General features: G+C 65.5%; 20 protein-coding genes. 11 read left to right on the top strand and 9 right to left on the bottom strand.

What is annotated here, in order from left to right; translation table 11 throughout:
* Positions 1-21: 21 nt before the first annotated feature.
* The 4 genes from V9L20_RS22590 to V9L20_RS22575 all read left to right on the top strand — a co-directional run bounded on the left by V9L20_RS22590 (position 22) and on the right by V9L20_RS22575 (position 3,234).
* Complete coding sequence (locus tag V9L20_RS22590) at positions 22-942, top strand: tetratricopeptide repeat protein (protein WP_337298313.1); 921 nt, start codon at positions 22-24, stop codon at positions 940-942.
* Positions 943-1,067: 125 nt separating this feature from the next.
* Entirely contained in the window at positions 1,068-1,376 is a 309-nt protein-coding gene (locus V9L20_RS22585) for a helix-turn-helix domain-containing protein (RefSeq protein ID WP_337298312.1), read from the top strand.
* 41 nt (positions 1,377-1,417) lie between these two features.
* A complete protein-coding gene (locus V9L20_RS22580; protein WP_337298346.1) occupies positions 1,418-2,716 on the top strand; it encodes a type II toxin-antitoxin system HipA family toxin in 1,299 nt (432 codons plus the stop codon).
* A 65-nt stretch (positions 2,717-2,781) separates the two neighbouring features.
* Positions 2,782-3,234, top strand: coding sequence for an META domain-containing protein (locus V9L20_RS22575; RefSeq protein WP_258502905.1), 453 nt, complete (start codon positions 2,782-2,784; stop codon positions 3,232-3,234).
* 28 nt (positions 3,235-3,262) lie between these two features.
* Here the strand turns inward: V9L20_RS22575 and V9L20_RS22570 are convergent, their stop codons facing one another.
* The 3 genes from V9L20_RS22570 to V9L20_RS22560 form a co-directional block, all read right to left on the bottom strand.
* Positions 3,263-4,168: a phosphoribosylaminoimidazolesuccinocarboxamide synthase gene (locus V9L20_RS22570; protein WP_258502906.1), complete on the bottom strand. Its 906-nt coding sequence runs from the start codon at positions 4,166-4,168 to the stop codon at positions 3,263-3,265.
* A gap of 103 nt (positions 4,169-4,271) precedes the next feature.
* Entirely contained in the window at positions 4,272-5,336 is a 1,065-nt protein-coding gene (fba, locus tag V9L20_RS22565; RefSeq protein WP_258502908.1) for a class II fructose-bisphosphate aldolase, read from the bottom strand.
* A gap of 135 nt (positions 5,337-5,471) precedes the next feature.
* On the bottom strand, positions 5,472-5,987 hold the full coding sequence (locus V9L20_RS22560; RefSeq protein ID WP_337298311.1) for an Lrp/AsnC family transcriptional regulator: 516 nt from the start codon (positions 5,985-5,987) through the stop codon (positions 5,472-5,474).
* Between the two features lie 146 nt (positions 5,988-6,133).
* On the opposite strand from V9L20_RS22560, the gene V9L20_RS22555 reads away from it, so the two are divergent.
* A complete protein-coding gene (locus V9L20_RS22555) occupies positions 6,134-7,150 on the top strand; it encodes a 1-aminocyclopropane-1-carboxylate deaminase (RefSeq protein ID WP_258502912.1) in 1,017 nt (338 codons plus the stop codon).
* Between the two features lie 82 nt (positions 7,151-7,232).
* Here V9L20_RS22555 and V9L20_RS22550 read toward each other — a convergent pair whose 3' ends face one another.
* From V9L20_RS22550 to V9L20_RS22525, 6 genes are all read right to left on the bottom strand, one after another.
* Positions 7,233-7,772 (bottom strand): hypothetical protein, encoded by a 540-nt coding sequence (locus tag V9L20_RS22550; protein WP_337298310.1) that lies wholly within the window; start codon positions 7,770-7,772, stop codon positions 7,233-7,235.
* 36 nt (positions 7,773-7,808) lie between these two features.
* Positions 7,809-8,843, bottom strand: a complete 1,035-nt coding sequence (locus V9L20_RS22545; RefSeq protein WP_337298309.1) for a hypothetical protein — start codon at positions 8,841-8,843, stop codon at positions 7,809-7,811.
* Complete coding sequence (locus V9L20_RS22540) at positions 8,840-9,550, bottom strand: hypothetical protein (RefSeq protein ID WP_337298308.1); 711 nt, start codon at positions 9,548-9,550, stop codon at positions 8,840-8,842. The genes V9L20_RS22545 and V9L20_RS22540 overlap by 4 nt, the downstream gene beginning before the upstream one ends.
* Positions 9,551-9,830: 280 nt before the next feature.
* Entirely contained in the window at positions 9,831-11,279 is a 1,449-nt protein-coding gene (pyk, locus tag V9L20_RS22535) for a pyruvate kinase (RefSeq protein ID WP_337298307.1), read from the bottom strand.
* Between the two features lie 84 nt (positions 11,280-11,363).
* The gene (locus V9L20_RS22530) at positions 11,364-12,557 is read right to left on the bottom strand and encodes a phosphoglycerate kinase (RefSeq protein ID WP_337298306.1); all 1,194 of its coding nucleotides are present in this window, start codon (positions 12,555-12,557) and stop codon (positions 11,364-11,366) included.
* A gap of 93 nt (positions 12,558-12,650) precedes the next feature.
* Positions 12,651-13,556: a LysR family transcriptional regulator gene (locus V9L20_RS22525; protein WP_337298305.1), complete on the bottom strand. Its 906-nt coding sequence runs from the start codon at positions 13,554-13,556 to the stop codon at positions 12,651-12,653.
* A gap of 88 nt (positions 13,557-13,644) precedes the next feature.
* Here V9L20_RS22525 and V9L20_RS22520 point away from each other — a divergent pair, with 88 nt between their 5' ends.
* From V9L20_RS22520 to V9L20_RS22495, 6 genes are read left to right on the top strand one after another with little or no spacing between them, the layout of a single operon-like run.
* Positions 13,645-14,205 carry a VOC family protein gene (locus V9L20_RS22520; RefSeq protein ID WP_337298304.1) on the top strand — a complete coding sequence of 187 codons (561 nt, stop codon included), beginning with the start codon at positions 13,645-13,647 and terminating at the stop codon, positions 14,203-14,205.
* Positions 14,198-15,319 (top strand): alpha/beta hydrolase family protein, encoded by a 1,122-nt coding sequence (locus V9L20_RS22515; RefSeq protein ID WP_337298303.1) that lies wholly within the window; start codon positions 14,198-14,200, stop codon positions 15,317-15,319. The genes V9L20_RS22520 and V9L20_RS22515 overlap by 8 nt, the downstream gene beginning before the upstream one ends.
* A gap of 7 nt (positions 15,320-15,326) precedes the next feature.
* Complete coding sequence (locus V9L20_RS22510) at positions 15,327-16,976, top strand: FAD-dependent monooxygenase (protein ID WP_337298302.1); 1,650 nt, start codon at positions 15,327-15,329, stop codon at positions 16,974-16,976.
* Positions 16,973-17,176 carry a DUF2783 domain-containing protein gene (locus V9L20_RS22505; RefSeq protein WP_337298301.1) on the top strand — a complete coding sequence of 68 codons (204 nt, stop codon included), beginning with the start codon at positions 16,973-16,975 and terminating at the stop codon, positions 17,174-17,176. The genes V9L20_RS22510 and V9L20_RS22505 overlap by 4 nt, the downstream gene beginning before the upstream one ends.
* Complete coding sequence (locus V9L20_RS22500) at positions 17,173-18,150, top strand: MBL fold metallo-hydrolase (RefSeq protein WP_337298300.1); 978 nt, start codon at positions 17,173-17,175, stop codon at positions 18,148-18,150. Before V9L20_RS22505 ends, V9L20_RS22500 begins: the two co-directional genes overlap by 4 nt.
* Positions 18,151-18,191: 41 nt before the next feature.
* A complete protein-coding gene (locus V9L20_RS22495; protein WP_337298299.1) occupies positions 18,192-19,169 on the top strand; it encodes a Bug family tripartite tricarboxylate transporter substrate binding protein in 978 nt (325 codons plus the stop codon).
* The last annotated feature ends 4 nt before the right edge of the window (positions 19,170-19,173 follow it).

Below are 19,173 nucleotides of genomic sequence, written 5' to 3'. Positions count from 1 at the left end.
TTTCACCCCCAGCTGGTTCCGATGATCGACATCACTCTCGAAAATTTTCAGGCCGAACTGATCGGAGGCTCGGTCGCCACGCCGGTGCTGCTGGACATCTGGGCCGAATGGTGCGGCCCGTGCAAACAGCTCGGCCCGGTGCTCGAAAAGCTCGAAACCGAGTACGCCGGCCGCTTCACGCTGGCCAAGCTCGACGCCGACAAGGTGCCCCAGATTTCGTCGCAGCTGTCGGAGATGTTCGGCGTTCGCAGCATTCCGTTCTGCGTGATGTTCAAGGACGGCCAGCCGGTCGACGGCTTCGTCGGCGCCATTCCGGCCGACAAGATCCGCGAATTCCTCGACAAGCACGTGCCCGGCGCCGAAGAGGTCGAGGCGGCTTCGGAAGAGGCTGCGGCCCAGGAAGCGCTGGCCGACGGCGACACCGAAGGCGCACTCGAGCGGCTGCAGCATGCGGTGGCCACCGACCCCGCCAACGACGACGCGCGCTTCGACTACATCAAGCTGCTGCTGCAAGAGGGCCGCATCGACGATGCCAAGGTGGCTTTTGCCCCCGTCATCGCCAAGACCACGCTGGTGCGCCGCTTCGATTCGCTGCAGCGCTGGATGGACGCCATCGACTTTGCGGCGCCTGCAGCGGGCGCTGCGCCCACCCTGGCCGAGTTCGACGCCAAGATTGCCGCCGGCAAGCGCGACTTCGACGCCCGCTTCGGCCGCGTCCGCCTGCTGATGGCCGAACAGCGTTGGACCGACGCCATGGACGAACTGCTCGAGATCCTGATGCGCGACAAGAGCTGGAACGAAGAACTCGCGCGCAAGACCTACATCGCCATCCTCGATCTCATCGAGCCGCCCAAGGTGAAAGTGGCCGACGGGCAGATTCCGCCGGACGATCCGCTGGTGGCCACATATCGCCGCCGGCTCAGCAGCGTGGTGTTGAGTTGAGCAACGAATTGCTCATTGCAATGAGTAATTAGATAAAAAAGCGACTTGAGAGTCGCTTTTTTATTGCCCTTCCTAGCCTCATATAGATATCATTACTACTCAATTCGACGTAAAAGCGTACGCTAATGATCCAACTCACTGAAGAACTCGAAAAGGCCCGGAGGGCAGCGAGCCTGAGCCAGGAGGCCTTGGCGACCCAAGCCGGCCTTTCGCGCATGACGGTGCAGCGCATCGAGAGCGGCCAGATCGATCCACGGCTTTCAACGCTGCTCGAAATGGCGCGCGTGCTGGGGCTCGAGCTCATGACGGTGCCCGCCGCGCTGCGCCCGCAACTGGAGGACTTCGTGCGATCGGGTGGCCGGCTGCTTGGCCAGCCGGCAGGCGCAGGCGCACCGCCCTCCATTGCACAGAGCCTGGCTGACGAAGGAAGGTGAGCACCCGCGCCGCGTTCAACACCGGCATCCGCTATCTGCGGATGTACCTGCATGCGCCCGGCGGCAATGCCCAAGCCGCGGACGGGCGGCGCGCCATCGGCTATCTCTCGCAGTACGGCGACATTCTTCGCGTGTCGTTCGACGAGGCCTACATCGCCGATCCGGCCCGACCCACGCTCTCGCTGGCCTACCGGGGTGCCGACGAAGCCGCAACCCGAGCCATCCTGGCCTCAGCCCGCGATGCCCGGGTGTCGCGCAGCGACGGCCGCTGGCCGAGCTACTTCCAGAACCTGCTGCCCGAAGGCCACAACCGTGAGCGCCTCGCCTTGCAGCGCGGCTGCAGCGCGGACGACGAATTCGAACTGCTGGCCGCCGCCGGCCACGACCTGATGGGCGCGCTCGAGGTCGAGCCCGTGCCCACGGCCGAAGGCATTCCCGACACGGTCCGGCACTGGCACACCGCGCTCGGGCTGGACGTGCTCGAGCCGGGCTTCGTCGAACTGCCGGTGGAAGACGCAGCCGCCATTCCGGGCGTGGTGACCAAGTTCTCCGCCGTGCAGGACGGCCGGCGCTACGTGGTGCGGCGCCATGGTGCGGCCGGCTCATTCATCCTCAAGCTGCCGACCACGCGCCACCCTGATCTGGTGGCCAACGAGCACACCGGCTATCGCCTGTGCGGCGCACTCGGCCTTGACTGCGCCGAGGCCAGCGTGATCGAGCGCACCGAAGCCGACCTGCCCGAGCAGGTGCCGTTCGGACAGATCCTTGCCGTGCGCCGCTTCGACCGCACGGCCGACGGCGGCCGCATCCACATGGAGGAATTCGCGCAGGTGCTGCAGTACGAACCGCGCCAGAAGTACGGCCGCGGCCTCAATGTCGACTGGCCCGCCATGCTGCGCGTGCTGGACCGGCTGTCGCCCAACCCGGTGGCTGATGTGCGCGAATGCGTGCGGCGCATCGTGGCTTTCATCCTGCTGGGCAACAGCGACGCCCACCTGAAGAACTGGGCATTGCGCTACCCCGACGGCGTGGCGCCGGTGCTGGCGCCGCTCTACGACCCGGTGTGCGTGGCGGCTTTCTTCGAAGACGTGCCGGCGGTCGACTACGCGGTCAACCGCGCCATCGATGCACGCCTGCGCGCCTTCGACTGGCCAGCGCTCGAAGCGCTGCTGCGCGCGGCCGGGCTGCTGCGCCCGTCCCGGCTCATGGCCATCGCGCGCGATACCGTGCGCCAAGCGCAGGCCGAATGGCCCGCGCTGCTCGACGACCCGGCCACACCAGCCAGCGTGCGGACCTGCGTTCGCGCACGCCTGGCAGGCGGTACGGCATTGGCGAGCTAGGCCGGCGTCGAATACGATTGCGGGCGATTCAACTTGTTGCAATTGAGAAGAAGGAAAAACCGGCCATGCGTTTCCTCGCCCGCCATCGCGCCCGCCTCGCGCTTCCCGTTTTCGCGGCCGTCGTCCTCGGGGCCGCGCTGTCCGGTTGCGGCAGCGGCATCAGCCTGGACGAACCGATCGAGGGGCCGGTCTGGCGCCTCGTGCAGCTGGGCAACGAGCCCGTGGCGCCCGGCGGCGACGCGCAGATCCAATTCGACCGCAGCAGCGGCCGCGTCAGCGGATCGGGCGGCTGCAACCGGGTGTCGGGGTCGTTCACGCGCAGCGGCAGCACGCTGCGCATCGGCCAACTGGCCTCTACCCGCATGGCCTGCGCCGACCCTGTGCGCGGCGCGAATGAAGCGCAATTCATCTCGGCGCTGCAGGCCGCCGCCACCTATCGGTTGGCCGGCCCGGGGCGGCTTGCATTGCTCGACGCAAGCGGCCGGACGGTGGCAACGCTGAACTCGGCCAGCCGCTGAGGCGGCCGGAGCCGGCTACCCAGCGAGCTCAGCCGGTAAGGCGCTCCAGCGCTTCCCGGTACTTGGCCGCGGTCTTCTCGATCACTTCGGCCGGCAGGCGCGGCGCGGGCGGCGTCTTGTCCCAGGGCTTGCCGTTGATCTTGGTGGCCTCGAGCCAATCGCGCACGAACTGCTTGTCGTAGCTCGGCGGGTTGGCGCCGGCGGCCAGCGCGGCCTGGTAGCCCTCCACCGGCCAGTAGCGCGAGCTGTCGGGCGTCAGCACTTCGTCCATCAGCACCAGCGTGCCGGCTTCGTCCAGGCCAAACTCGAACTTGGTGTCGGCAATGATCATTCCCTTGGTGAGAGCGATCTGCGCGGCGGTTTCGTAGATCTCGAGGCTGGTCTCGCGAATCTGCTGCGCCAGCTTGGGGCCGACGATCTCGACCACGCGGTCGTAGCTGATGTTCTCGTCGTGCTCGCCGGCCGCGGCCTTGGCGGCGGGCGTGAAGATCGGGCGCGGCAGCTTGCTTGCGTTGGTGAGCCCTTCGGGCAGCGGAACGCCGCACACGGAGCGGCTTTCCTGGTATTCCTTCCAGCCGCTGCCGGCCAGGTAGCCCCGCACCACGGCCTCGACCGGAATCGGCGTGAGGCGCTTGACCAGCATCGAACGGCCGGTGACCTGCGGCACTTCTTCGGCCGTGACCACGCTTTCGGGCGCTTCGCCGGTCAGGTGGTTGGGGCACAGCTGGCCAAGCCGTTCGAACCACCACAGCGCCATTTGCGTGAGGATTTCGCCCTTGCCGGGAATCGGCTCGCCCATGATCACGTCGAAGGCGCTGAGCCGGTCGCTCGCGACCATCAGGATGCGGTCTTCGCCGACAGCGTAGTTGTCGCGCACCTTGCCGCGCGCAAGCAGGGGCAGGCTCTGGATGGAGGAGGTGTGGACGGTGGTCATGGGGCGATGCTGTGCGGAAACGGGTGACGGGGAAAACGGATTGTGCGCGCAGAAAAAAGCCACCGCGAACGGTGGCCTGCGGATCGTGAAAAAAGTTTCTTCTTCAGACCACTTCTTGCGCGAGCTCGCCCTTGGCGTACTTGGCGGCGACCACTTGCAGCGTCTCGCCCTTGATCTTGGCGCCCTGGCCTTCGCAGCCGAACTCGATGTAGCGCTGCTTGCAGATCTGCTTGGCGGCTTCGCGCGCGGGCTTGAGCCATTCGCGGGCGTCGAACTTCTCGGGGTTCTCGGCCAGGAACTTGCGCACCGCGCCGGTCATGGCCAGGCGGATGTCGGTGTCGATGTTGATCTTGCGCACGCCGTACTTGATGGCTTCCTGGATTTCCTCGACGGGCACGCCGTAGGTTTCCTTCATGTTGCCGCCGTACTTGCGGATGATCTCGAGCAGGTCTTGCGGCACCGACGACGAGCCGTGCATCACCAGATGGGTGTTGGGCAGGCGGGCGTGGATTTCCTTCACGCGCGAAATCGACAGGATGTCGCCCGTGGGCTTGCGGGTGAACTTGTAGGCGCCGTGGCTGGTGCCGATGGCAATGGCCAGCGCGTCGAGCTGCGTGGCCTTCACGAACTGGGCGGCTTCCTCGGGATCGGTGAGCAGCGCGGAGTGGTCGAGCACGCCTTCGGCGCCGATGCCGTCTTCTTCACCGGCCATGCCGGTTTCGAGCGAACCCAGGCAGCCCAGTTCGCCTTCGACCGTGACGCCGACCTTGTGCGCCAGCTGCACGACCTTGCGGGTCACGTCGACGTTGTAGTCGAAGGAAGCCGGCGTCTTGCCGTCTTCGTGCAGCGAACCGTCCATCATCACGGAGGAAAAGCCGAGGTCGATGGCACCCTGGCAGATGGCCGGGCTCTGGCCGTGGTCCTGGTGCATGACCAGCGGAATGTTCGGGTACTGCTCGATGGCGGCCTGGATCAGGTGCTTGATGAAGGCTTCACCGGCGTATTTGCGGGCACCGGCGCTGGCTTGAAGGATGACGGGCGCGCCGGTTTCCTTGGCGGCCTCCATCACAGCCTGGACCTGTTCGAGGTTGTTGACGTTGAAGGCCGGAATGCCGTAGCCGTTGGCGGCTGCGTGATCCAGCAGTTCGCGCATCGAGACGAGTGCCATGGGAAATACCTCGCGGAAATAGGGGAAAAAGAAGGCGGAAAGACAGGAGAAAACTGCCGCAATTCTATCGAGCCCCCTTGTGGGACGGCACTGACAGGTACCTCAGGGGAACGGGCAGGGCTGTGGCGCGCGCCCCTAGATCGGCAGTTGCGTGGTCGACAGCACCTGCTTGAGCACCACGAAAGTCCGGATCTGCCGCACGCCCGGCAAATACAGCAGCTGCTCCGCGTGCAGGCGGTTGAAGCTGTCGTTGTCGCGCGTGCGCACGAGCATGAAGTAGTCGAACTCGCCCGTGACCACGTGGCATTCGAGGCAGCCGGACACCTTTTGCGCCGCCTTTTCGAAGTCGGCAAACGAGTCGGGCGTGGAGCGGTCGAGCACCACGCCGATCATCACCAGCATGCCGAGCTCCAGCGCGTCGGCATCGAGCAGCGCCACGATGCCCTTGATGAGCCCGGCGGCCTTGAGCCGCTCCACGCGGCGCAGGCAGGCGGGCGCGCTGAGGTTGACCTTGGCGGCCAGCGCCACGTTCGACACCGAGGCGTCGCGCTGCAGGGCGCGAAGAATGGCGCGATCGATGCGGTCGAGTTCCAGCGCCGTATCGCCCGCGCGCGCGGACGCCGGCGTGGCACGAAACTTTGTTGTGCTCATCTGTTTCCTTGCAAACTTAAAGCCATCGATCTGGCGATCTTGTCTTTTTTTCGCTCACATTTCCACCAAAGTTTGCAACCACGTTTCGGCGGCTTCTTTCTACGATCGATGTCATTCCTCCCTTCCATTTCCGCTGGAGCACATCGATGAACCTGAAAAAATTTCCCCGCCACGCACTCACCTTCGGCCCCACGCCGATTCACCCGCTCAAGCGCCTCAGCGCCCACCTGGGCGGCGAAGTCGAGCTCTATGCCAAACGCGAGGACTGCAACAGCGGCCTTGCCTTCGGCGGCAACAAGACGCGCAAGCTCGAATACCTGATTCCCGAGGCGCTCGAGGGCGGCTACGACACGCTGGTGTCGATCGGCGGCATCCAGTCGAACCAGACGCGGCAAGTGGCGGCCGTGGCTGCGCACCTGGGCCTGAAGTGCGTGCTGGTGCAGGAGAACTGGGTCAACTATTCCGATGCGGTGTACGACCGCGTCGGCAACATCGAGATGTCACGCATCATGGGCGCCGACGTGCGGCTCGACGCCGCGGGCTTCGACATCGGCATTCGCAAGAGCTGGGAAGAGGCCATGGCCGACGTGCGCAAGGCCGGTGGCAAGCCTTTTCCCATTCCGGCCGGCTGCTCGGAGCATCCGCGCGGCGGCCTGGGATTCGTGGGCTTCGCTGAAGAAGTGCGGCAGCAGGAGGCCGAACTGGGCTTCAAGTTCGACTACATCGTGACCTGCTCGGTCACGGGCAGCACGCAGGCCGGCATGGTGGTGGGCTTTGCGGCCGATGGGCGCGCCGACCGTGTGATCGGCATCGACGCCTCGGCCAAGCCGCAGCAGACCTTCGAGCAGATCGTGCGCATTGCCAAGGGCACGGCCGAACTGGTGGAACTGGGCCGCGACATCACCGAGAAAGACGTGGTGCTCGACCGCCGCTTCGGTGGCCCCGAATACGGCCTGCCCAACGAAGGCACGCTGGAAGCGATTCGCCTCTGCGCGCGCCTCGAAGGCATGCTGACCGACCCGGTGTACGAGGGCAAGTCGATGCACGGCATGATCGAGAAGGTGCGGCTGGGCGAATTCCCGGCCGGCTCGAAGGTGCTGTACGCGCACCTGGGCGGCGTGCCCGCGCTGAACGCCTACAGCTTCCTGTTCAGGAACGGCTGAGCAACCTCCGTTCGCGCGACAGATCTCGGTCAGGTAGGAACCCACTCAGCCCGTCTATCGTTCGGCGATTTGCCTCGATCCGTCATCGCGGTTTGACGCGCAGATACTCCCCGGAAGGCTTGGCAGACTTGTCCGTCCTGACACACAGGTGTCCGTCGCACAGCGTGACATCGGCCTCGTTGTAGGCCTTGAGCAATGCGGCAGAAATCTGGTTCTTCGAGATTTCGTCGTGGTATTGACTCGACAACCAAGCACCGCCCGCCAGCATCAACACCAAGCTGCCCAGCGTGATGCCTGCAACCTTCCAGATCAGGTGGCGGTGCAACGTCTCGGCACGTCGTAGCTGCGCGCTCAAGGCAAGAGAAGACTGCTGGATTTGTTCGCCTGCTTCGCGCAGGCGCCGTTCATAGTCTGAAACCGGCCGCTCGATGCCGCCGCGGACATCTGCAAGCACCGCCTCTGGCAGTCGGCCCAGCTGCTCGTTGGCGGCTTGGCGCACCACTGCCGGCAGCTGTTGGGAAAGCTTTTGCAGTTCCGAGCCGGATTGCTCGCATCGGCGCTCGAACTTTTCGACCAGTGCGCTCATCTTGCTGGCCAAGGCCAGCATGGTTTGATCGTTCACTTTTATTTGCCTCGCCTGTTCCGCGCGTGGATGAGTTCAATGGCGCATGGCCATCGTCGGCGCATCCATTGCAGGCTGCTGCTGCGCTTGCGCCTGCTGTTGCGCAACCCATTGCTCCTGGCGATTCACTTCCGCAATTCCCTCTGCAATCACCTCTCGGCCCGGCGGCAGGTCCGCCAACGTCTGTTGCATTCTTCTGAAGGTGGCGTCATCGGCGCTCAGCATGCGGTCCAGAAATGCGGACAGGTCGTCGGTGGGTGAGGGCTCCTTGGATGGCGTCTGCGGCGTGCGTTGCGCTTCGCCCATTGCTCCTGCAGGCGCGGCGCCAGGCAGCATGCGGCTCGCCTCGACTTCACAGAATTGGCCGTAGGTTTGCCTGGTGTTCGATGTGACGTTGCCCCTGTTGTTCTGAGCCAGCGCATAGACGGCCGCCTCCATGACCTGAGTGGCGGTCATGTGGCCGGGTTCTTCCCGGGCGGCATCGGAAATACGTCTGGCGATCAGATGGTCCAGGCCTTCGCCGCGGCTGCTGTGCACCCCTTCACCGCGCCAGCGGGATTCCAGTTGAACTTCCTGTTCCGTAAGGGGCCGTTGCTCGAGCTCGGCGGCCAAGCGATTGGTTTCCAGGATTTCTTCGCGCACTTTGACTTCGTTGTAGTGGGCGTAGCCTTCGGTCAGGTGGCAGGCGCTCTCGTAAGCGGCTTTGTCTTTTTCAGTCAGCGCGTTGGCGCGCACGGTCGCGATGGCGGCATTGGGTTCTTCGACGCGGAAGTGCCCGAGTTCATGGGCTAGGATGCTGACTGTGCCTTCGGGGGTGGTGAAGCGGTCGGAGGCGAGGTGGAGGTAGCCCTTGATTTTCCCAGTTGGGGTGCTGTACTCGCCTGCCCCGGCTTTGGGGTTGACCCTTCCATCGGCGGTGTAGTCGCTGGATGCATAAGCGCGCATGTCGGCCTTGAGCGTTTCCGACCTGTTGATCATCGCCAGCGCTTCGGGCGAAATGCTGTACGCCTTGAATTTGTTCTTTTCGTCAGCCAACCATTCCGCTGTGAGGGCTGTGGCAAACGTGCTCATTTCTTGCGCTCCACTCTCGGATCTTTCAATGATTCAAGGTCGCGTTGCACGGTAATGTGTCCCACGCATTCGTAGTAGCTGAAATCAAACTCGACCTGACCGTCGCTAGGCCCCTTGAAAAAGCGCGGAGTGACATAGAAGATGCCCTGGAGCTTTCCTGTTTGAAAGGGAGGCGATGGCACCACCCCTGGCAGCGCCACAGCAGGCGCTACGGTGCGGTGTGGCGAGACGGTGAAGCCATCGCCGAAGGTGGCGATCACATCCGCCAGTGTCACGCATGATTTCCTGATGTCGATGGCAAAGCTGAAGTACCTTTTCCCCCCAATTCTTGGTCTGTCGTCATCCGCACGCGTGTAGTAAAAGTTGCTGACCCCCGCTGGCAAATGTCGAAGCTCTTCTGCATTCCCCGCCCCCGCCGAGATTCGCCAAGGGACGTTTCTGGACTCGCTGTAGTCCCGGTCGTTCTTGATCTCCAGCGTCTCATGAAACAGGCGGTTTGGATCGGAAAGGTCATCCGTCCGCGCGATGCACCAGGCCAGTTCGACGATGGGGTGTTTCGGCGGCCGAGCTTCGGCGCTCTGAACCGCGCATGACGCTGCCGTGGAGGAGTTGAAATTCGATCCCCCCGGCAGAACGCCGCACCCTGCAACGGACACCGCCGTCGCCAAGGCCAGCAGCACCGCTTTGAATGCGTGCAATTGCTTCATTGATGTTCCTGCCCTTCCGGATGTCGCGATCACATCCGCAGTGTCACGCAGGATTTCTCGGGGTCGGTTCAAAACCAACACGCCTTTTTCCGCCGATCGTGAACTTATAGACGTCTATGCGTTGGAAGGGTTGAAATTCGACACCCCGGCAGAACGCCGCGCCCTGCCTGCAACGGACAGCGCCGTCAGCAAGGCCGGCAGCATCGCCTTGGATGCAGCAATTGCCCATTTGATGTCCCCCGCCCTTCCGGCGGTCGAGACATCGTCGATGCCCGATCGATCAGCTGGCGCGGCAGATCTTGAGCATGTTGGTGCCGCCCGGGGCACCCATCGGCTCGCCGCAGGTAATCGCGTAGACGTCGCCGGTCTGCACGATGCCGCGCTTCTTCAGGTGGGCTTCGGCCTGCTCGAGCGCGGTGTCGCGGTCGCTCTCCGAATCCATCAGCAGCGGGCGCACGTTGCGGTAGAGCGCCATGCGGCGCTGCGTGGCAAGGCGCGAGGTCAGCGCGTACATCGGAATGTGCGCGCGGTGGCGGCTCATCCACAGCGGCGTGGAGCCCGACTCGGTGAGCGCCACGATCGCCTTGGCGCCCAGGTGGTGCGCCGTGAACAGTGCGCCCATGGCAATCGACTGGTCGATGCGGCTGTAGGTCTTGCCGCTGAAGTCGGCGTCGAGCGTCTTGTCTTCGGCCGATTCGGCGGCTTCGCAGATGCGGCTCATCTCCTGCACGGTTTCGAGCGGGTAGCGGCCCGAGGCGGTTTCGGCCGAGAGCATCACCGCGTCGGTGCCGTCGAGCACGGCGTTGGCCACGTCGCTCACTTCGGCGCGGGTGGGCACGGGGTTGGTGATCATCGACTCCATCATCTGGGTCGCGGTGATCACCACCTTGTCCATGTCGCGCGCCATGCGGATCATTTTTTTCTGCAGCGCCGGCACGGCGGCGTTGCCGACTTCAACCGCCAGGTCGCCGCGCGCCACCATGATGCCGTCGCTCGCGCGCAGGATTTCTTCCAGCTTGGGAATGGCTTCGGCCCGCTCGATCTTGGCGATGAGCCCGGGCTTGTGCCCGTACTCGGCCGCGGCCACGTTGCACAGCTGGCGCGCCATTTCCATGTCGGTGGCGTTCTTCGGAAAGCTCACCGCCACGTAGTCGGCCTGGAAGCTCATCGCGGTCTTGATGTCTTCCATGTCCTTGGCGGTGAGCGCCGGCGCCGTGAGACCGCCGCCCTGCTTGTTGATGCCCTTGTTGTTGGAGAGCTCGCCGCCCAGCTTGACGGTGGTGTGCACCGCCTCGCCCCGCACTACGTCGACCGTGAGCACGATGAGGCCGTCGTTCAGCAGCAGCCGGTCGCCGGGGCGCACGTCGCGCGGCAGGTCCTTGTAGTCGAGGCCGACGGCATCGGCATCGCCCGGCTCGGTGCGCGAGGCGTCGAGCACGAACTTGGCGCCCGGCTCGAGCCAGACCTTGCCCTGCGCGAACTTACCGACGCGGATCTTGGGGCCTTGCAGGTCGGCCATGATCGCCACTTCGCGGCCGATCTTGCGGGCGGCCTCTCGCACCATGGCGGCGCGGTCGATGTGGTCTTGCGCCGTGCCGTGGCTGAAGTTGAGCCGCACCACGCTGACCTTGTTCAGGATCATCTGTTCCAGCAGCTCGGGCGTATTGGAAGCCGGGCCGAGCGTGGCGACGATCTTGGTGGCGTGGCGGGGAAGGCGATCCGTGATCATTGAGCTTGTCTCCATTTTGTATCCGCTACTGTATACACTTTGTGTGACAACAGGAAGCGGGCACCGCGGCGCGGGCGCGAAAAATCAGCCCGCAGCACGCTTGGCAAGGATTTCGAAGGCCGGGAGGGTCTTGCCCTCGAGCACCTCGAGGAAGGCGCCGCCGCCGGTCGAGATGTAGCCGACCTGCTTCTCGATGCCGTACTTGGCAATGGCCGCGAGCGTGTCGCCGCCGCCTGCGATCGAGAAAGCGCTGCTCTCGGCAATGGCCTGCGCAATGGCCTTGGTGCCGCCCGCGAAGGCGTCGAACTCGAACACGCCCACCGGGCCGTTCCAGACGATGGTGCCGGCTTTGCGCAGTTGCGCCGAAAGGATCTCGGCGGTCTTCGGACCGATGTCCAGGATCAGGTCGTCATCGGCCACGTTGCTCGCGTCTTTTACCGTGGCGGGCGCGTCGGCCGCAAAAGTCTTGGCCGTGACCACATCCACCGGAATCGGCACATCGGCGCCGCGCGCGCGCATGGATTCGATCACTTCCTTGGCCTGGTCGACGAGGTCGGGCTCGGCCAGCGACTTGCCGATCTTGAGGCCGGCCGCGAGCATGAAGGTGTTGGCAATGCCGCCACCGACGATCAACTGGTCGACGTTGGCCGACAGGCTCTTGAGAATGGTGAGCTTGGTGCTCACCTTGGAACCCGCCACGATGGCCACCAGCGGCCGCTTGGGCAAGGCCAGCGCCTTCGAGATGGCGTCGAGCTCGGCTGCGAGCAGCGGGCCGGCCGCGGCCACCTTGGCGAACTGCGCGATGCCGTAGGTGGTGGCTTCGGCGCGGTGCGCGGTACCGAAGGCGTCGTTCACGTAGATGTCGGTGAGGGCCGCGAGCTTGCGGGCCAGCGCTTCGTCGTTCTTCTTCTCGCCCTTGTTGACGCGGCAGTTCTCGAGCAGAACGACCTGGCCGGGCTTCACGTCGACACCGTCGACCCAGTTGGCTACCACCGGAACCTCTCGGCCCAGCAGCTCGCCCAGGCGCTTGGCCACGGGGGCGAGCGAGTCTTCGGGCTTGAACTCGCCTTCGGTCGGGCGGCCCAGGTGCGAGGTGACCATGACGGCGGCGCCGGCGTCGAGCGCCAGCTGGATGCAGGGCACCGAGGCGCGAATGCGCGTGTCTTCGGTGATGTTGCCTGAGTCGTCCTGCGGCACATTGAGGTCGGCACGGATGAAGACGCGCTGGCCGGCGGCCTTGCCCTGCGCGCAGAGGTCGGTGAATCGAATGACGTTCATGGTCTGTGTTTCGTGGAAGACAAGTCGCCTTGCATTGTAGGTTTCGCTCAGCGGCAGCTCTACACGCCTCTTGCGGCGTTCCGATGCTTTGCGTCAACCTTTCGGCTGCGCCCTGGCGAAGCGTTCGAGCACTTCGACAAAGCTCGCCGCAGCCGGCGACAGGGTGCGCCGCGCGGCGCTGTAGATGCAGACCTCGCGGTGGAAATCGGGCGACTCCAGCCGCACCATCTGCAGGCCGTGGGCACGCACGAGCGATGCGGAATAGGTCGGGCATACGGTAAGCCCCAGCCCCGACGCCACCATGCCGAGCGCGGTGGTCATGTACGACACCTCCTGGGTGCCCGGGCGCAGCATGTAGTCGCGCTCCGCCGGCCCCAGTTCGGGCAGCACGCGCTGGCGAAAGTCGCGCGTGGGGGCAATGAAGGTGTACGGCCCGAGCTCATGCCAGCGCACCTTGCGGCTCCTGGCGAAGGCGTGGTCCGGCGGACAGATCAGCCAGTGCCTGTCGCGCAGCAGCGTGCGGCGTTCGATCGCGCCGTCAACGGCCACGTCCTGCCCTACAGCGAGTTCGACATCGCCGGCCGCAACGCCGGCGAGCAGGTGTTCGGGCAAGGTATCGGCAAGGCGAACGTCGACATCGGGGTACGCCTCGCGATAAAGAGCAATCACCCGCGGCATCAGTGTGCAGGCCATCAGCTGGGGCGCTGCAAGGCGCAACACTCCTTTCTTCTTGTCACGCAAATCCGTCACGCCGGCCACCGCGCTCGTCAGGTCGCCGAGCAGCCGGTGCACTGAGGGCAGGAACTCGCGCCCCGCTTCGGAAAGCTGCACGCGCCGGGTGTGGCGGTCGAGCAATTTCACGCCGATTTCGCGCTCGAGTTCGCGCACCAGCACGCTGAGCGCCGATTGCGTGAGATGCAGTTGCTGCGCCGCAGCAGTAAAGCTGCCGGTCTCGGCCACCGCAGCGAAGGCGCGCAACTGGCGCAAGGTCAGATTCATATGTCTTTTTCATCAATCGATGAATTAATTTCGATTGCATCATAAGACGCGGCGTCGCCCAATAACGGCTCACCGGAGACAAGAAGCCATGCCGACGACCGACCACACGGCGCCCCCACCCGCCCCACCAGTGCGTGGACTGCACCACTTTGCCTGGCGCTGCCGCGACAGCGAGGAGACCCGCCGCTTCTACGAAGACCTGCTGGGCCTGCCGCTCGCGCACGTGATCAAGAGCGACCACGTGCCGAGCACGGGCGAGTACTGCCCCTACGTGCACATCTTTTTCCAGATGCGCGACGGTTCGTACATCGCCTTCTTCGACCTGGGCGACGACATCGCCGCGCTGCCTTCGCCCAACACCCCCGCGTGGGTGAACCACATCGCGCTGCGAGTGGATTCGGTGGGCGACCTGCTCGCCGCCAAGGCGCGGCTGGAGAACGCCGGCGTTGAAGTGCTGGGCGTAACCGACCACCACATCATCGAATCGATCTACTTCTTCGACCCCAATGGCATTCGCGTGGAGCTGACCACGCCGACCGTGCCGCAGGCCGAGATGGAAGCGCATGCGCTGCGCGCCCGTTCGGACCTCGACACGTGGACCGTGCGCAAGGCCGAGCTGCGCGCCGCAAGGGGCACCGCAAATGTCTGAATTGCAGCTCGCCGTCATCGACGTGAAGCCCGGCGCTGCGATGGAGAGCCAGTCGGGCCTGCAGATGCTGCGCCCGCGCATCTACGGCGCTTTTCGCGCGCCGCAAGGCCCAAAGAAGATCGCGGCCATCGTGATGCATCCGACCAGCAACTTCATGGGCCACTACCTCATCGGCCCGCTCGCCGACCGCGGCATCTGCTGCATGGGGCTGAACTCGCGCTACATGGGCAACGACACGGTGCTGCTGATGGAGCGCGCCATCCAGGACCTGGGGGCCGGCGTGCAGTACCTGCGCGCGGCCGGCTACGAGAAGGTGTTCCTGGTCGGCAACTCGGGCGGCGCGGCGCTCGCGAGCTTCTACCAGGCGCAGGCCGAGAAGCTCACCGCCACGCACTTTCCGGACGGCGACCCGACGCACCTGCACCCGGACGACCTGCCGCCGGTCGACGGCATTGCCCTGTGCGCCGCGCACCTGGGCCGCACGCGGCTGATGCGCGACTGGATCGACCCTTCAGTCACCGACGAGCACGATCCGCTGTCGGTGGACCCCGAGCTCGACATGTACGACCCGCGCCACCGCGTGCCCTACGAGCCCGAATTTCTCGCCCGCTTCAGCGCGGCGCAGAAGGCGCGGCTCGACCGCATCGAGCAATGGTGCATCGACCGGCTCGCGCTGCTGCGCGGCACACCGGGCGCACCGCGCGACCAGACCTTCATCGTCTACCGCACGCATGCCGACCCGCGCTGCGTGGATCTTTCGCTCGATGCCAACGACCGGCTGCCGGGCAGCGTATGGGGCGATGCGCGGCAAGTGAACTACTCGGCCAATGCGATGGGACGCACCACCTCGCTCACGGCGTTTCTTTCGCAGTGGTCTTCGCGCTCGCAGGCGGACGGGCCCACCAACCTTGCGCGCACCACGGTGCCCAAGCTGCTCCTCACCTACACGGGCGACCAGTCGACTTTTCCGAGCACACGGGATGCGTGGATGGCCGCCGGCGGCACGCGCATCCGCAATGTCGACATCGTCGGCGGCAACCACTACCTGGCGGGACAGCCTGAGCTCGTTCCAAAGGCGGCCGACGCGATTGCCGAATTTGCCCACGCGCTGTAGACCGGACATGGAAACCTTTGCATTTGCGCCGGCCTACGAACTGCCAAGCTGGCCCTTCACACCGCCGCCCGAACTGGGCAGCACCCCAATCATTCGCCACCCGATCGTGATCGTGGGAGCCGGGCCTTCGGGCCTCACGCTGGCCTGCGACCTGGCACGGCGCGGCGTGCATGCCGTGCTGCTCGACGAGGATGACACCGTCGGCGTGCGCGGCGCTTCGTCGCGCGGCATTTGCTATGCGCAGAAAAGCCTGGAAATCTTCGAGCGACTGGGCATCTACGAGCGCATGGCGGCCAAGGGCATCACGTGGTCTTTCGGGCGCACCTTCTCGGGCGAGCAGGAGGTCTACAACTTCAACCTGCAGGCGAACAGCGTCTCGAAGCAGCCGCCGTTCATCAACCTGCAGCAGTTCTATGTCGAGTGGTTCCTGGTCGAGCGCATCCTGGAACTGGGGCTGACCGATGTGCGCTGGAAGAATCGCGTGGCCGAGGTCGAGCAGCTGGGCGACGGCGTGCGCATCGAGGTCGAGACACCCGCGGGGCGCTACACGATCGAGGCCGATCGGCTGATCGACGCGACCGGCGCCAACAGTTCCATCCGCACGCAGCTCGGCATCGATGCGCATTCGTCGCGCAGCACCGACCGCTGGTGCATCAGCGACGTGCGCTTCAAGAAGCCGCTGCCTACGGAGCGCTGGACCTGGGTCGACGCACCCTTCAACGAAGGCCGCGGCGTGTGGCAGCACCTGATGGCCGACGGCGTGTGGCGTATCGACTACCAGATGCCCGAGGACTGCGACACGAGCTACATCAGCAAGCCCGAAGTGGCCGGCGCGCGGCTGCGCGAACAGCTGGGGCCGGGCGTGGAATTCGAGTTCGTGTGGATCGGGCCGTACGGCTATCGCGACCATCTGCTCGACAGCTTCCGCCGCGGGAATGTGTTCTTCATCGGCGATGCCGCGCATGTGGTGAGCCCGTTCGGCGCGCGGGGCGGCAACAGCGGCATCCAGGACGCGGCGAATCTCGGCTGGAAGCTGGCGCTCGTTGCGCAAGGGCAGGCGAGCGATGCGCTGCTCGACAGCTACGACGCCGAGCGCCAGCCCGCCGCGCAAGAGAACCTGCGGGTCACGAGCCGGTCGGCGCGATTCCTCGCGCCGCGTTCGCCGGCCGAGCACACGCTGCGGCGCGCGGTCGTGTCGCTGGCGGCGCGCCATCCGTTTGCGCGGGCGCTGGTGAACACGGGCCGCATGTCGGTTGCGAACGACTATCCACCCGCGCCGCAATTGCCTGAAGGCGGGCGCAGCGTGCAGAACCTGCCGCTGCGCTGGGCCGACGGAAGCGAGACGACGCTGATGCAGCTTCTGGCCGATGGCACGCAGTGCATCGGTCTGTGGCTGGCGCCGACACGCACCGAGGCCACGGCGGCGATGGAATCAACCGCATCGTTGCCGCTGCGCCTGCTGGCCATCGGCGGCGACAGCGGCTTGCCGACGCTGCAGGTCGACGACCGGGTCACGAACCACCTTGGCCTGCGCGACGCAGGCAGCCTGGTGCTCGTGCGCCCCGACGCCTACCGCGCCGCGACGTTGACGAATGCCACGTCCGCGGCCATTGCCGACGCGCTGCGCACAGCCCTTGCCCGGAACACCAACTCATGATCACCGAGCCCCGCATCCCCAATCCGGACGGCTTCTACGCCGCCCTGCTCGCAGCGCACGAAGGCTTGAGCGAAGCGCAGAGCGCCGACCTCAACGCCCGCCTCGTGCTGCTGCTGGCCAACCAGTGCGGCGACCAGGCCGTGCTGCTCGACTGCATCCGTGCAGCGGCCGAAGACCCTACGACCATTCAAGCCCCATGAACGCCAACGTCTCCTTCGCTTCCGCCTCCGACACACGCGAGCAGAAACCGCAACTGCGTGAGCTCGCGCCCGGCGTGTACGGCTACATCAGCGACTTCGATCCGAACTGCGGCTTCGTCGTCGGCGACGAGGAGGTGGTGCTGATCGACACCCGGCCCACGCCGCGCATGGCCCGCGACTTTCTCGCCGCCATTCGCACGGTGACCGACAAGCCGATCAAGACCATCGTGCTCACGCACTACCACGCGGTGCGCGTGATGGGCGCGAGCGCTTTCGACGAGGTGCAGGCCATCATCGCCAGCAACGGCACGCTCGACTGGATCCGCACGCGCGGACAGGCCGACTTCGATTCGGAGGTCGGGCGCTTTCCGCGCCTCTTCGCGGGCATGGAAGAAATTCCAGGCCTCACCTTTCCGACAATGAGCTTCGAGCGCGAGATAAGCCTTTGGCTCGGTCCGCGTCCTGGCCTGGGCCGTGAACTGCGCCTGATGGCGCTGGGCCGCGGCCATTCGAGCGGCGACACGGTCGCGTGGCTCCCCGACTGCGGCGTGCTGTTCTCAGGCGACGTGGTGGAGAACCACTGCGGCGTGTACGCGGGCGATGCCTACATCGGCGACTGGGCCGGCACGCTCGACGCGGTGCGGGCATTGAAGCCGCGCGTGCTGGTGCCCGGACGCGGCGCCGTGCTGCAAGACGAAGCCGCCTGCGCCGAAGCCATCGGCCTCACCCAGGCTTTTCTTGGCACCCTGCTCGACAGCGTGAAAGCCGGCATTGCCGCGGGCGAAACGCTCAAGGGCTGCTTCGCGCGCGCAGAAGCGGCGATGACCCCGCGCTTCGGCGCATGGCCGGTGTTCCAGCACGTGCTGCCCTTCGACGTGTCGCGCGCCTATGACGAACTGCGCGGCATCGAACACCCCGTGGTGTGGACGGCGGAGCGCGACCGCGAGCTCTGGCAGACGCTGCGCGGGGACTGACCCGCTACCGATTTTCAAAACAAGCAACGGAGACACAAGCGATGAAACGATTTCTTCCCCTGCTGGCCGCAACCCTCGCGCTGGCTGCCGCAGTGCCTTTCGCATCTGCCCAACAGGCCGCCTACCCGAGCCAACCCGTCAAGTGGATCGTGCCCTACGTGGCCGGCGGCGGCACCGACAACCTGGCGCGCGCGCTGGCCGAGGCCATGCAGCCTTCGCTCGGGCAGCCGCTCATCATCGACAACCGGCCGGGCGCATCCACCAACATCGGCGTGTCGGTGCTGATGCAGGCCAAGCCCGACGGCTACACGATCATGCAGGCCGAGAATGCAGCATTGCTCTTCAACGAGCACATGTTCGCCAAGCTGCCCTACAAGCCCGCGAGCGACTTCACCTACATCGGCACCATCGGCCGCTTTCCGGTGGCGCTGGTGGTGCACCCGGACTTTCCCGCAAAGAACGTGGCCGAGTTCGTGCGCTACGTGAAGGCCAACCCCGAGAAGGTGAGCTACGCGTCGCCCGGCAACGGCTCGCCGCACCACATGGCGATGGAACTCTTCAAGCAGAAGGCCGGTATCAGCATCACGCATGTGCCGTACAAGGGCGCCGCACCCGCCATGACCGACCTGATGGGCGGCCAGGTGCCGACGATGATGCTCGACCTGGCTTCAGGCCTGCCGATCATCAAGGCGGGCAAGGTGCGGGTGCTCGCGATTGCACTTCCTCAGCGTGCGGGCGCGTTGCCCGAAGTGCCGACCTTCGTCGAGGCCGGGTTCAGCGACGTGAACGCCTATGCGTTCCACGGCCTGATCGGGCCGGCCGGCATGCCGCCGGAAGCGGTGGCGCGCATCAACAGTGAGCTGCAGAAGGCGATGAAGGCACCCAAGGTGGTGAAGCTGTTCGCGGATTTCGGCTTCGAGCCGCTGCCGGGCACGCCGCAGGAGTTCTACAAACTGTCGCGGGCGGAGAGCGAGCGCTGGGGCAAGATCATCCAGGCCGCGGGCGTGAAGCTGGACTAGAAAA

Source organism: Variovorax sp. CCNWLW225 (genome assembly GCF_037204045.1).
In the GTDB taxonomy this organism is placed as follows: Bacteria; Pseudomonadota; Gammaproteobacteria; order Burkholderiales; family Burkholderiaceae_C; genus Variovorax.
Note: the sequence above shows the minus strand (reverse complement) of the source record. Positions and strands in the feature narration are given on the sequence as shown.

Bases quoted from the DNA above. Each gene is read 5' to 3' on its own strand.
- V9L20_RS22590 (WP_337298313.1), top strand. From the start codon at position 22: ATGATCGACATCACTCTCGAAAATTTTCAGGCCGAACTGATCGGAGGC.
- V9L20_RS22585 (WP_337298312.1), top strand. From the start codon at position 1,068: ATGATCCAACTCACTGAAGAACTCGAAAAGGCCCGGAGGGCAGCGAGC.
- V9L20_RS22580 (WP_337298346.1), top strand. From the start codon at position 1,418: ATGTACCTGCATGCGCCCGGCGGCAATGCCCAAGCCGCGGACGGGCGG.
- V9L20_RS22575 (WP_258502905.1), top strand. From the start codon at position 2,782: ATGCGTTTCCTCGCCCGCCATCGCGCCCGCCTCGCGCTTCCCGTTTTC.
- V9L20_RS22570 (WP_258502906.1), bottom strand. From the start codon at position 4,168: ATGACCACCGTCCACACCTCCTCCATCCAGAGCCTGCCCCTGCTTGCG.
- fba (WP_258502908.1), bottom strand. From the start codon at position 5,336: ATGGCACTCGTCTCGATGCGCGAACTGCTGGATCACGCAGCCGCCAAC.
- V9L20_RS22560 (WP_337298311.1), bottom strand. From the start codon at position 5,987: ATGAGCACAACAAAGTTTCGTGCCACGCCGGCGTCCGCGCGCGCGGGC.
- V9L20_RS22555 (WP_258502912.1), top strand. From the start codon at position 6,134: ATGAACCTGAAAAAATTTCCCCGCCACGCACTCACCTTCGGCCCCACG.
- V9L20_RS22545 (WP_337298309.1), bottom strand. From the start codon at position 8,843: ATGAGCACGTTTGCCACAGCCCTCACAGCGGAATGGTTGGCTGACGAA.
- V9L20_RS22540 (WP_337298308.1), bottom strand. From the start codon at position 9,550: ATGAAGCAATTGCACGCATTCAAAGCGGTGCTGCTGGCCTTGGCGACG.
- pyk (WP_337298307.1), bottom strand. From the start codon at position 11,279: ATGATCACGGATCGCCTTCCCCGCCACGCCACCAAGATCGTCGCCACG.
- V9L20_RS22530 (WP_337298306.1), bottom strand. From the start codon at position 12,557: ATGAACGTCATTCGATTCACCGACCTCTGCGCGCAGGGCAAGGCCGCC.
- V9L20_RS22525 (WP_337298305.1), bottom strand. From the start codon at position 13,556: ATGAATCTGACCTTGCGCCAGTTGCGCGCCTTCGCTGCGGTGGCCGAG.
- V9L20_RS22520 (WP_337298304.1), top strand. From the start codon at position 13,645: ATGCCGACGACCGACCACACGGCGCCCCCACCCGCCCCACCAGTGCGT.
- V9L20_RS22515 (WP_337298303.1), top strand. From the start codon at position 14,198: ATGTCTGAATTGCAGCTCGCCGTCATCGACGTGAAGCCCGGCGCTGCG.
- V9L20_RS22510 (WP_337298302.1), top strand. From the start codon at position 15,327: ATGGAAACCTTTGCATTTGCGCCGGCCTACGAACTGCCAAGCTGGCCC.
- V9L20_RS22505 (WP_337298301.1), top strand. From the start codon at position 16,973: ATGATCACCGAGCCCCGCATCCCCAATCCGGACGGCTTCTACGCCGCC.
- V9L20_RS22500 (WP_337298300.1), top strand. From the start codon at position 17,173: ATGAACGCCAACGTCTCCTTCGCTTCCGCCTCCGACACACGCGAGCAG.
- V9L20_RS22495 (WP_337298299.1), top strand. From the start codon at position 18,192: ATGAAACGATTTCTTCCCCTGCTGGCCGCAACCCTCGCGCTGGCTGCC.